Raw genomic sequence first — 12,245 nt, 5'->3', positions numbered from 1 at the left:
CTCATGAAACGATTGCTGGATATCATTATCGCTTCAACTGCATTAGTTCTGCTTTCACCTTTATATGTGTATGTTGCTTATAAAGTAAAAAAGAATCTTGGTTCGCCTGTGTTATTCCGCCAAGTCCGTCCAGGTCTGCATGGTAAACCCTTTGAAATGATCAAGTTTCGAACCATGAAAGACGCAATTGATGAGCAGGGTAATTCATTACCGGATAGTGAGCGTTTAACCCCTTTTGGCAAGATGTTACGTTCAAGCAGTCTGGATGAAATGCCTGAACTCTGGAATGTGATCAAAGGTGATATGAGTATTGTAGGCCCGCGACCATTACTGATGGAATACCTGCCGCTGTACAATAAAGAGCAGTCCAAACGCCATGAGGTCCGTCCAGGTATGACTGGACATGCTCAGGTCAATGGCCGGAATGCGATTAGCTGGGAACAGAAGTTTAAACTGGACACCTGGTATGTAGAAAACCGTTCGCTGTGGTTAGACTTTAAGATCATGCTGCAGACGGTGAAGAAAGTCATTGCCAAAGATGATATCAATGAAGCTGGTGAAGCAACAATGACAAAATTTACGGGCACTTCATCGGAAGAGAAGGAATGAGCCAATCGATCTATGCGATTTATGGGGCGTCAGGCTGTGGTCGCAGTTTGATGCCTGTGGCACGACAACAGTTACAGCGCTTGAATAGTACAGCCGAAATTTATTTTATTGATGATAGCTTACAAGAAGAAAAAACCATTAATGGTCATAAAGCAATCAATTATCAGGCTTTTAAAAATTTAAATGCTGACAATAAATATGTATTGATCGCAATTGCGAATAGTCAGATTCGTGAAAAAATCGCCAATCAGCTTTTAATGGATGCCATTCACTTATGGACTGTGCAAGCGGATAATATAATTATGATGGACAATATTGAGATAGGTGAAGGTGCTGCATTAAGCCCTTTTGTTTCAATTACATCAAACATAAAAATCGGCAAATGCTTTCATGCTAATTTATACAGTTATGTTGAGCATGACTGTGTGATCGGCGACTACGTTACTTTTGCACCAGGTGTGAAATGTAATGGCAATATTCATATTGAAGACCATGCCTATATTGGGACAGGAGCTGTGATTAAACAGGGCACGCCCGATAAGCCGTTAGTGATTGGTAAAGGTGCGATCGTGGGTATGGGTGCGGTAGTCACCAAAAGCGTGCCGCCAGGTGTAACCGTAATTGGTAACCCTGCAAGAATTTTAGAAAAGAAGTAAGCCGTATTATTTTATAGATCAGGAAATTACAATGTTGAACACAGCATTCGAGCCATGGCCAAGTTTTACGCAAGAAGAAGCGGACGCAGTTAAAAATGTATTACTTTCCAATAAAGTAAATTACTGGACAGGGCAAGAATGCCGGGAATTTGAAAAAGAGTTTGCAACATTTGCCGGTACTCAATATGCAGTGGCTTTAACCAATGGTACCGTTGCGCTGGATGTCGCTTTAAAAGCCTTGGGCATTGGATCGGGTGATGATGTGATTGTCACTTCACGTACCTTCCTGGCTTCAGCCAGCTCAATTGTCACGGCTGGCGCCAATCCTGTATTTGCCGATGTAGAACTGGATTCACAGAATATTTCACGCCGTACCATTGAAGCGGTACTGACTCCAAATACCAAAGCGATTATTTGTGTGCATCTGGCGGGCTGGATGTGTGATATGGACCCGATCATGCAGCTTGCTGAAGAAAAGGGCCTGTATGTCATTGAAGACTGTGCCCAAGCGCATGGTGCCAAATACAAAGGCAAACCGGCCGGTTCGATTGGGCATATTGCGGCCTGGTCATTCTGTCAGGACAAGATCATGACCACTGGTGGTGAAGGCGGTATGGTGACTACCAATGATGAAACGCTATGGAAGAAAATGTGGTCTTATAAAGATCATGGCAAAAGTTATGATAGCGTTTATAACAAGCAACATCCGCCAGGTTTCCGATGGTTGCATGATTCATTTGGTACAAACTGGCGTATGATGGAGATGCAGGCGGTGATTGGTCGTATCCAGTTAACGCGTATGGCAGAGTGGACACAACAACGCACTGAAAATGCAGAGAAAATTTTAAAGGCATTTGAAGGTTCTGCTTATTTTACTGTTCACTTGCCTTCGGCTGACTATGTACATGCTCACTATAAATGTTATGTCCAAGTCAATTTAGCTGCATTGCCTGAGGGCTGGTCACGTGACCGGATCATGCAGGAAATTAATGCGCAAAATGTACCGTGTTTTAGTGGTTCATGTTCGGAAGTCTATCTGGAACATGCTTTTGACGGCACACCATGGCGTCCGCAACAGCGTTTGAAGAATGCACAACAACTCGGTGAGACCAGTTTGATGTTCTTGGTGCATCCGACTTTAAGTCAAGAAAGTATTGATCAAACGATTGATGTGATCAAAAATGTGAAGCAGATCATGTAATCTGCATAATATGAAAGAAGGTAGCAAGAGGGTGATCCAAGGTCAGGCTCTTGCTGCTTATGATTGTGTAATCAATATGTAAAAGTCATTTCTAGTTCTATAAGAAATGCGTATAAAGATCAAACTGTAAAATGGATCATTAGAAGATCATTGTGAAAAAGATTATTCATCAATTCGCCTCAGCGCCAAGATTATATAAACAATTTTTCCTGATTTTTCTGGATGCATTAGCTTTTCCCGTGATTTTATGGTTGTGCTATGTCATCCGTTTATTTGACTTAGGTGCCGACGTTATTCCCGGTATTGATCATGGGATGATTCTGGTTAGCCTGATTACGGTCTTAAGTTTGGCACTCACCGGCGTTTATCATTTTATTGTACGGACATTTAACGAAGTCTTTATCGTTAAGCTGGCGATTGCGGTTGCCTTGACCATGGCTACCTTGTACATCCTGAATGTGATTACGCCAGCCTATATCCCGATGTCGATTCCATTTATGTATGGTTTCATGATGTTTGCCTGGGTATGGCTCAGCCGTGCAGTGATTCGCTTTATGATTAAGGCATCTTACTATTCCGAAATTGGACGTAAACGCATTGCGATTTATGGCGCCGGTGATGCAGGTCAGCAAATTGCTGCCGCATTGCATCGTTCAGATGACCATTTACCGGTATTCTTTATTGATGATTATACTTCTTTACAAGGCCAGACGGTTGGTGGTTTAAAGGTCTATTCGGTTGAAAAAGCCTTACAGCGTTTTAAGAAAGACCGTATCGATGAAATTTTACTGGCGCTGCCTTCAGTGGGGCGGGTGCGCAAAACAGAAATTATCCAGCAGTTTGAAAGCGCACGTTTAAAAATTACTGAACTTCCTGGGTTGACCCGTCTGGTCGATGGCGAAATCCAGGTTTCGGATATCCAGGAAGTGGATATTATCGACTTATTGGGACGTGATCCAGTGCCACCGATTTCACATCTGATTGCCAAAAATATCCAGAATAAAGTGGTTATGGTGACAGGCGCGGGTGGTTCAATCGGTTCTGAGCTATGCCGTCAAATTATTAAAAATAAACCTAAAATGTTAGTGCTATATGAGCTAACAGAATTTGCGTTATATGACATTGATAAAGAGTTAAGACAAACAGCCACCTGTGAAATTGTTCCAATTTTGGGAACGGTACAGGACCAGCAAAAACTTGAACGGATTATTGAACAATACCAGATCCAGACGGTTTATCATGCTGCGGCCTATAAGCATGTTCCTTTGGTTGAATGTAACCCGATTGCGGGATTGAAGAACAACAGCATTGGTACCGCAAACAGCCTGAATGCTGCCGTGAAAAAAGGCGTAGAAACCTTTGTGTTGATCTCAACCGATAAAGCGGTACGTCCGACCAATGTGATGGGGGCATCAAAGCGTATGGCTGAGCTGTATTGTCAGGCCGTGGCTGAAAGCAAACCTGCTACCCAAATCAGCATTGTTCGTTTTGGTAATGTATTGGGCTCTTCCGGTTCGGTTGTTCCACTGTTTAAGCAACAGATCGCCAAAGGTGGCCCGATTACCGTGACTCATCCTGAAGTGACCCGTTATTTCATGACCATTCCAGAAGCTTCGCAACTGGTGATTCAGGCAGGTGCCTTGGGTTCTGGCGGGGATGTATTCCTGCTGGATATGGGTGAACCGGTCAGAATTCAGGATCTGGCGCGCCAAATGATCAAGCTCAGCGGTTTAAAAGTGAGAGAAAGTGGTTCACTGGATGGTGATATCGAAATTGCCTATAGCGGCTTACGTCCAGGCGAGAAACTGTATGAAGAACTGCTGATTGATCAGGACAATACTGAATATACTGAACATACCCGTATCCTGCGTTCGTTTGAGAAGCATTTTGCATTGGACGAAATTCAGGAAGTCTTTGGTAAAATCAGCCAGATGACAGCAATCGATCATGATGTTGACTGGGCCTTAACCCAGCTTGAACATTATGTAGATGGCTATAAGCGTAGTGGCGAAGTTAGAGTAAATTAATCTGAGATAGTAATGATCAAAAAAGCAATTTTACCTGTTGCAGGTCTGGGTACACGTTTTCTACCTGCAAGTAAATCGATTCCGAAGGAAATGGTGACCGTTGTTGATCGTCCTGCAATTGAATATGTGGTACGTGAAGCAGTTGAAGCAGGAATTGAACAAATTATTCTAGTCACCCATTCCTCAAAAGCCTCAATTGAAAACTATTTTGATCGTAATTTTGAGCTGGAAACGACTTTAGAGCAAAAAAAGAAATTTGATTTGCTCAAAGAAATCACCGACATTCTGCCAAAACATGTCAGCGTGGTGAGTGTGCGTCAGCCACAGCCTTTGGGCCTTGGTCATGCGGTACTTTGTGCAAAAGATATTGTCGGCGATGAAGCCTTTGCGGTGTTATTACCGGATGTGCTAGTCAAAAACCAGAGCGCTGAAAATGATCTGTCCTTGATGATTCAGCGCTTTGAAGCATCTCAAGCTGCACAAATCATGGTGGAGGCCGTGCCTGATCATCTGGTTGATCAGTATGGGATTGTGGATGTTGCGGTTTCACCGAATGAAGGTGAGAGTATCGTGATGCAGGGGATTGTAGAAAAACCGGCAGTCGGGACAGCGCCTTCGAATTTATCGGTTGTTGGTCGTTATATTCTGCCTGCCCAAATCATGGAACTGCTGGAAAATACCCCACGCGGTGCTGGCAATGAAATTCAGCTAACAGATGCGATTGCGACTTTACAGCAGACACAAACCGTTGAGGCATATCGCATGAAAGGGCAGACCTTCGACTGTGGTAGCAAGCTGGGTTATCTAAAAGCTGTGTTACATTATGGGATTGAGCATCCAAAACTGGGCGCAGAGTTTAAGGGCCTGATTAAGGAATTGGCCCTGTAATCATTGAGGGCAAGCATGTTATGAAAGTTGCAATCTTTGGCAATACCTTATATGCAGGCGTGATGTCTGCATTATTGTCTGAAACGGGGCATCTGGTGTATTGGTGCTCACAGCTCGATACCAAAGCGGATGATCAGCAATATTCCTTTCATGATGAAAATGTCAGTCATTTACTCGAAAAACAGCTGACCACGGGTTTTATGCGTTATAGCGATTTAGCCAGTATTCCGCTAGATATCGATGCCTATCTGTTCAGTTTTAACCAGACGCAGGAGCAGCAGGTTTTTCAGCTGTTACACTCGCTGAAACAACGTCCGATCATTCATCCAAAACTGATGATCAATGCCTCAACCTTTGGTTTACGCGGAACCGAGAAGTTCCAGCAGATCTTGTCGGATGATGACTGGGTCTATTTGCCGGATACCATGCAGGAAGGTAATGCCTTACAGAGCTTGACTCAGGCCAAGCAGTTGATTGTGGGCTGCACACGCAGCGAAGTGCAGGTCAAGGTCAAAGAGTTGCTTAGACCCTTTTTTCCCTTAGAACAGCAATATCTATTTATGCCTATACTGGATGCCGAGTTTACCAAACTGAGTATTTCCGGCATGTTGGCGACCCGTATTAGTTATATTAATGATCTGGCCGTGGTGGCTGAAAAACTCGGGATTGATATTGCCTCGGTGCGGCAGGGCATGTCTGCAGACAGTCGTATCGGCTCGGCGTATCTGGCACCGGGTGCCGGTTTTGGCGGGGGAAACTTTTCGCATGATATTTTGACCCTTGCCAATACCGTTGCCAATACCGGGGTGAAAAGCCAGTTGCTTGCCCAGGTCTGGGATATTAATGAGCAACAAAAAGAGATCCTGTTCCGTAAGTTGTGGAATTACTATCACGGCGCTTTACAAGCAAAATCCGTTGCCATCTGGGGGGCTTCTTTTAAGGAGAATACCTCCAGCATTCAACACTCTCCAATCCATCAGATGCTTGCCGCCTTGTGGGCGCAGGGTGTCACCGTTCATCTGCATGATCCGCAGGCACTGGATGAAATCGAGATGATGTACGGACAGCGCAGTGACCTGATATTGCATCATGATCAATATGAAGCTGTACACAATGTACATGGGTTATGTGTTTTAACGGCCTGGAAACAATACTGGAGTCCGGATTTCAAACAGTTAAACCAATTGATGCAACATCCCTTAATTTTAGACGGTCGCAATATTTATGACCCGCACTATGTAAAAGCACAAGGTTTTGCCTATATGGGAGTGGGGCGTTAAAGATGACAAAACAGATACATCCTTTTCCGGTCAGGGAACAGACTTCGGTGGTAGAACAGTTAGCGGTTTTACAAAAACAATTTAAAGACCTGCATCTTAATACCCTGTTTGCAGCAGATGAGGCACGTTTTAAACGTTTTTCCGCTGAGTATGACCAGATTGTTTTTGATTTTAGTAAACATCGGATTGATCAGCAGGTTTTAAGCCAGCTGGTAGATTTGGCGCATGCGCAGGATCTGGATGGATGGATTAAACGTCTATTTTCATGTGAGCAGATTAACTACACGGAACAACGCGCTGCGATGCACTGGGCCTTACGTCTGCCTAAATCTAGTCCAACGCTGCCAGTCGTGAATCAGGCGGTCCAAGCGCAACTTGAGCAAATGTATGCACTGGTTGAAAAAATTCATGCCGGCCAATGTCGTGGTGCAACGGGTGAAGTGATTCAGGATGTGGTGAATATTGGGGTCGGTGGATCAGATCTTGGTCCACTCATGGTCACGCATGCACTTTCAGATTTTAAGGTCAAAACCGCAAAGCCCTTAGATATTCATTTTGTTTCAACCATGGATGGCAGCCAGCTCTCTGGGTTGTTGCATCAGCTGCGCCCTGAAACCACCTTATTTATTATTTCTTCCAAGTCGTTCGGGACAATTGATACACTTTCTAATGCTCAGACTGTTCGTCAATGGCTAGAGAAAGCCTTAGGCAATAATGAAAAAATCCTCAAGAATCATTTTGTGGGGGTGTCGACCAAACCGGATAAAATGACCGAATGGGGTATTGCACCAGATAAGCAACTTTTGCTTTGGGATTGGGTCGGTGGCCGTTATTCATTATGGTCGTGTATTGGTCTGCCAATTGCACTGACCATTGGCGTGGAAGGCTTTAAGCAATTCTTGGCCGGGGCATACGCCATTGACCAACATTTCCAGACGGCGCCGTTTGAACAGAATATTCCAGTATTAATGGGGCTGTTAGGGGCATGGAATAATAATTTTCTCGATATCCAGACCCACGCCGTGCTGCCTTATGACGGGCGGCTCAAGTATTTTGCCGCTTATTTGCAACAGCTGGAAATGGAGTCGAACGGGAAATCCATCCAGCGCAATGGCGAAAAGGTCAGTTCAGTGACATGTCCAATTGTGTGGGGTGAAGTGGGGCCGAATGCACAACATGCGTTCTATCAGTTGTTGCATCAAGGCACGCATTCGGTCAGTTGTGACTTTATTGCTCCAGTCAAACGTTATAACGCCAATCAGTTTACCTATGCAGAAAGTGCCGAAGCCTTGGTCGAGCAACATCATCTGGCCTTATCCAACTGTCTGGCCCAGTCACGCCTGCTGGCCTTTGGCAATCAGGCCTTGGCGGCAGATGAGCTGCAAGGACTACCTGCCTATAAGCAATATGAAGGCAATCAGCCGAGTTCAACCATTTTACTCAAAGAGTTGAATCCATATAGCTTGGGGATGTTGATTGCGATGTACGAACATAAAGTGTTTGTGCAGTCGGTATTGTGGAATATCAATCCCTTTGATCAATGGGGCGTTGAAAAAGGCAAGGAAATTGCCAATCAGCTGTTGCCGATTCTTAACCGTGAGCAGGAAGACCTCTCTAACTTTGATGCATCAACGCAAGGCCTGCTTAAAATATTGCTAGGAAAAACAGATGGCTAAAATTTTAGTCACCGGGGGTGCGGGCTATATCGGTTCGCATACCTGTGTAGAATTATTGGATGCAGGCCATGAGGTAGTGGTATTCGATAATCTATCCAATAGCTCGGAAGAGGCTTTACGCCGTGTCGAAAAACTGGCCCATAAAAACCTGGTATTTATACAGGGTGATATTCGCCATGTCCATGAACTGGACCCTGTCTTTCAAAATCATCAGATTGATGCCGTAATTCATTTTGCGGGCTTAAAAGCAGTGGGAGAGAGCCAGCAAATTCCTTTGGCATATTTTGATCATAATATTGCGGGAAGTATACAACTGTTTAAATCGATGCAAAAAGCGGGCGTATTGCGTTTGGTCTTTAGTTCCTCTGCAACGGTATATGGTGAGTTAAATCCTTCGCCCTATCAGGAAGATATGCCGCTGAGTTTGCCGAATAACAATTATGGTTATACCAAACTGATTATTGAGCAGATGCTGGAAAAAATGGCGCTAGCAGATACAAAATGGTCGATTGCCTTACTGCGTTATTTTAATCCGGTGGGTGCCCATAAGAGTGGCCAGATTGGGGAAGACCCACAAGGCATCCCGAACAACCTGATGCCTTATGTGACTCAAGTCGCTGTGGGACGTCGTGAAAAACTATCTATTTTTGGTCATGATTATCCAACCAAAGACGGGACCTGTGAGCGGGACTTTATCCATGTAGTGGATTTAGCTAAAGCCCATGTGCTCGCGGTCACCAACCGGTTAAACAGTCACGGTTGTCGGGCCTGGAATATTGGAACAGGCACACCAATTTCGGTTCTACAAATTAAAGAAACCTTTGAAAAAGTGAACGGGATTCAGATTCCAACCGAATTTGCGGAGCGCAGAGCCGGGGATTTGCCAGCATTTTATGCAGATGCTTCGCGAGCGCAAGCTGAGCTCGGTTGGCAGCCGCAATATACGCTGGAAGATATGTTGGCAGATAGCTGGAACTGGCAAAAGCAAAATCCAAATGGTTTTAACTAAACATTATCTTGTTTCGTCATATTTAAAATGTTTTGCCATGATTGCTTACATTTATCTTGCTCTTTAACCTTAAAAATAGGCGTACCATAGAATAAAAATAAGCCAAGGATGGTTAAGATGAATAGTAAAATACTCTCTTTATTACCTCTCACTGTTCTGTTTTTTCTAAGTTCATGTGGTGATGAAAAGAACAAAAATACTGAAGATAATATCTCTTCAAAATGCATACCAAGCTATGAACAATGGCTACAACTTGAAAAGGGTGATAGCGTTGCTGTAACAGAAACTAAATTAAACTGTAAAGGAACTAAAAGCTCGGAAGAGGTCTATCAAGAATATTCAGGTATTAAGTCGAGTGTCCGTTATAATTGGAATAATCATACGAAAACACCTTTAATAACCATAAATTATGATGACAAAGAGCAACTGGAAAGTAAAAATTATTTTCCTTTAGACAGTAAAAAATCAAGTTGTTTTCCTTCAAAAGATGTAATTGATAGTATCAAACATGGACAAGCTTTAAATGAGGTAGAAAAAGCCATTGGTTGTATAGGCCAATGGGAAGGTAGTTATGTCTCTTATAATGGCGTTGGTAACAAATATTCTGTTGATACCTATAACTGGCAAGACTCAGCAGGTACAAAATTTTTATCATTAATTTTTTATAATGGTGTGTTTTCAGAAATAAAAGAAGATACGCACTGTATTCCTACATATTCAGGATGGGAGAGTGTGAATGCTGGTTGGGGACGCGATGATTATAAAACTGCATTGGAAAAATTAGGTTGTGATGGTGGCTTAAATCGGTACAGTTGGGGTAAAACAGATGGAAGTACAGATTATGTCTCTATATGGGAGCGATATGATGATGAAGGAGTTAAGATTCTGAATAAAGCATTTACACCACAGTGGGGAACAAAAAAAACTTGTACATTTAGATTTGAAGATGTGTGGGATAAACTTACAGATGGTTTAAGCAAGGAAGCGGTTAACCATATCATGGGGTGTCAAGGAATACTTACAGAGGTTCGTTCTTTTGATGATATAGGGCCTTATAGTGGTCGTGAATACTATATGTGGACAGATATAGATGCGGATGGTATCGGGACAAACTATAAATTGGAGCTTGGTGGTTTATTCAGCAAATATTATCGTAATAATATGTCTTCATTTTCTAGTTGTAATCCAACACAAGAAGATTTTGATAAAATAAAAGTAGGTGAAGTATTCAATAGACAGAACGTTTTTGAGTGTAATGGTGTGTTGTCTGAAGCTTTTCATGGTACTTACGAGTCTGCTTCTGGCTTCTCTGACTCGAAAACATATGCCTGGGGCGATGCTGAGGATATTAGGAAAGCTACTAAAAATTATGCAGCAGTTAAGGTAGACAAAGATAATAAGATAGCAAGCAAATATATCTATTTCCGACCTTAGACTAAGATGCTGGATTGGCTATATATATTTATTTTATTCAAAAACCGAGTTAATTTTTTAACTCGGTTTTATTTTTTATCCCTGAATCAACGCAGTCAACTCATCGACATAGTGCTGCATCGGTTGCGGATTTTGATCAGCACGGCTTTCAATATTTAAGCGCAATAATGGCTCGGTATTCGATGCACGAACATTTAAACGCCATGCACCGAAATCTAGGCTGACTCCATCGGTACGGTCCACTTGCGGATTTTGATCGGCATAATGATCAAAGATTTTTTGTACTGTGGCTTGTGTGTCAGCCACTTTAAAGTTGATCTCGCCACTGCACGGGAATTTGGCAATCATGTTTTCAACCAGCGTTGATAGTGATTGACCTGTTTCTGACAGCAGCGCAATGGTGAGTAACCACGGAATCATCCCGCTATCACAATACGCAAAATCACGGAAATAATGGTGTGCGCTCATTTCGCCACCGTATACCGCATTGTGTTCACGCATCACATCTTTAATGAAGGCATGGCCTGATTTCGACTGCACCGCGACGCCTTGGTATTGATCGACGATATCAAAGGTATTCCAGACCAGACGTGGGTCATGCACAATTTTCTCGCCAGCTTGTTTGATCAGGAAGGCTTGTGCCAATAAACCGACAATGTAATAGCCTTCAATAAACTGCCCTTTTTCATCAAACAGGAAGCAACGGTCAAAGTCACCATCCCAGGCAATGCCCATATCGGCCTGATGCTGCAGTACAGCATCACGGGTACTGTCACGGTTTTCAATCAGGATCGGATTCGGAATACCATTTGGGAAATTGCCATCCGCTTCATGGTGGATTTTAATAAATTCCACAGGGATGTTGAGTTGCTGGAATTTTTGTTCAATCGCATCAATCACATGACCTGCTGCGCCATTGCCGGCATTCACTACCAGTTTAAGTGCTTTGATTTTTTTCGGGTCAATATAAGTGAGTAGATGTTCAACGAATTCAGGCAAAATATTATAGTTTTGCGTAGTACCTTTATTCGCAACTTCAGTGAATTGCCCTGATTCCGCTAGTACCTGAATTTCTTTTAAGCCTGTTTCCGCACTGATCGGGCGTGCATTTTCACGCACCAGTTTCATGCCGTTGTAATCCATCGGGTTATGGCTGGCAGTGACTTCAATCCCGCCTTGTACATCGAGATGGAACGCTGCGAAATACACTTCTTCCGTACCGGTCATGCCCAGATCAAGCACTTTGACGCCTGCATCATTCAAGCCTCGAATGGTGGCTTGTTTTAGACTCTCACTGCTTAAACGGATATCACAGCCAATCACGACGGTTTTAGGCTGATAGATCTGTCCATAGGCACGACCAATGTTATAGGCAATCTCTTCATTCAGTTCAGTACCGAGTTTGCCGCGAATATCGTAGGCTTTAAAGCAAGTCAGTTGAGTCATATTGTTCAATTCATGGTGA

The 12,245-nt window shown here is 43.3% G+C and carries 10 protein-coding genes; 9 read left to right on the top strand and 1 reads right to left on the bottom strand.

Features of this window, described 5'->3' with window-relative positions; all coding sequences use genetic code 11:
- Positions 1-3: 3 nt before the first annotated feature.
- The 9 genes from J699_RS03730 (at position 4) to J699_RS03770 (ending at position 10,780) form a co-directional block, all read left to right on the top strand.
- Positions 4-609: a sugar transferase gene (locus J699_RS03730; protein ID WP_032870875.1), complete on the top strand. Its 606-nt coding sequence runs from the start codon at positions 4-6 to the stop codon at positions 607-609.
- A complete protein-coding gene (locus tag J699_RS03735) occupies positions 606-1,265 on the top strand; it encodes an acetyltransferase (protein WP_032870878.1) in 660 nt (219 codons plus the stop codon). Before J699_RS03730 ends, J699_RS03735 begins: the two co-directional genes overlap by 4 nt.
- A 31-nt stretch (positions 1,266-1,296) precedes the next feature.
- Complete coding sequence (locus tag J699_RS03740) at positions 1,297-2,466, top strand: DegT/DnrJ/EryC1/StrS family aminotransferase (RefSeq protein ID WP_032870881.1); 1,170 nt, start codon at positions 1,297-1,299, stop codon at positions 2,464-2,466.
- A 152-nt stretch (positions 2,467-2,618) separates the two neighbouring features.
- A complete protein-coding gene (locus tag J699_RS03745; protein WP_032870884.1) occupies positions 2,619-4,493 on the top strand; it encodes a polysaccharide biosynthesis protein in 1,875 nt (624 codons plus the stop codon).
- 12 nt (positions 4,494-4,505) lie between these two features.
- Complete coding sequence (gene galU / locus J699_RS03750) at positions 4,506-5,381, top strand: UTP--glucose-1-phosphate uridylyltransferase GalU (protein ID WP_032870887.1); 876 nt, start codon at positions 4,506-4,508, stop codon at positions 5,379-5,381.
- Positions 5,382-5,401: 20 nt separating this feature from the next.
- Positions 5,402-6,661: a nucleotide sugar dehydrogenase gene (locus tag J699_RS03755; RefSeq protein WP_032882949.1), complete on the top strand. Its 1,260-nt coding sequence runs from the start codon at positions 5,402-5,404 to the stop codon at positions 6,659-6,661.
- 2 nt (positions 6,662-6,663) lie between these two features.
- Positions 6,664-8,337, top strand: a complete 1,674-nt coding sequence (gene pgi / locus J699_RS03760) for a glucose-6-phosphate isomerase (RefSeq protein ID WP_032870893.1) — start codon at positions 6,664-6,666, stop codon at positions 8,335-8,337.
- Positions 8,330-9,346 carry a UDP-glucose 4-epimerase GalE gene (galE, locus tag J699_RS03765; protein WP_032870896.1) on the top strand — a complete coding sequence of 339 codons (1,017 nt, stop codon included), beginning with the start codon at positions 8,330-8,332 and terminating at the stop codon, positions 9,344-9,346. The genes pgi and galE overlap by 8 nt, the downstream gene beginning before the upstream one ends.
- A gap of 117 nt (positions 9,347-9,463) precedes the next feature.
- The gene (locus tag J699_RS03770) at positions 9,464-10,780 is read left to right on the top strand and encodes a hypothetical protein (RefSeq protein ID WP_032870898.1); all 1,317 of its coding nucleotides are present in this window, start codon (positions 9,464-9,466) and stop codon (positions 10,778-10,780) included.
- Between the two features lie 75 nt (positions 10,781-10,855).
- Here the strand turns inward: J699_RS03770 and J699_RS03775 are convergent, their stop codons facing one another.
- Complete coding sequence (locus tag J699_RS03775) at positions 10,856-12,226, bottom strand: phosphomannomutase/phosphoglucomutase (RefSeq protein WP_032871046.1); 1,371 nt, start codon at positions 12,224-12,226, stop codon at positions 10,856-10,858.
- Between the last annotated feature and the right edge of the window lie 19 nt (positions 12,227-12,245).

This window comes from Acinetobacter sp. 1000160 (genome assembly GCF_000588715.1).
Taxonomy (GTDB): Bacteria; Pseudomonadota; Gammaproteobacteria; order Pseudomonadales; family Moraxellaceae; genus Acinetobacter; species Acinetobacter courvalinii.
Note: the sequence above shows the minus strand (reverse complement) of the source record. Positions and strands in the feature narration are given on the sequence as shown.

What these genes read in the sequence shown, in the direction of transcription:
- galE (WP_032870896.1), top strand. Translation starts at nt 8,330, where the DNA reads ATGGCTAAAATTTTAGTCACCGGGGGTGCGGGCTATATCGGTTCGCAT.
- J699_RS03735 (WP_032870878.1), top strand. Translation starts at nt 606, where the DNA reads ATGAGCCAATCGATCTATGCGATTTATGGGGCGTCAGGCTGTGGTCGC.
- J699_RS03770 (WP_032870898.1), top strand. Translation starts at nt 9,464, where the DNA reads ATGAATAGTAAAATACTCTCTTTATTACCTCTCACTGTTCTGTTTTTT.
- J699_RS03740 (WP_032870881.1), top strand. Translation starts at nt 1,297, where the DNA reads ATGTTGAACACAGCATTCGAGCCATGGCCAAGTTTTACGCAAGAAGAA.
- pgi (WP_032870893.1), top strand. Translation starts at nt 6,664, where the DNA reads ATGACAAAACAGATACATCCTTTTCCGGTCAGGGAACAGACTTCGGTG.
- J699_RS03730 (WP_032870875.1), top strand. Translation starts at nt 4, where the DNA reads ATGAAACGATTGCTGGATATCATTATCGCTTCAACTGCATTAGTTCTG.
- J699_RS03755 (WP_032882949.1), top strand. Translation starts at nt 5,402, where the DNA reads ATGAAAGTTGCAATCTTTGGCAATACCTTATATGCAGGCGTGATGTCT.
- galU (WP_032870887.1), top strand. Translation starts at nt 4,506, where the DNA reads ATGATCAAAAAAGCAATTTTACCTGTTGCAGGTCTGGGTACACGTTTT.
- J699_RS03775 (WP_032871046.1), bottom strand. Translation starts at nt 12,226, where the DNA reads ATGACTCAACTGACTTGCTTTAAAGCCTACGATATTCGCGGCAAACTC.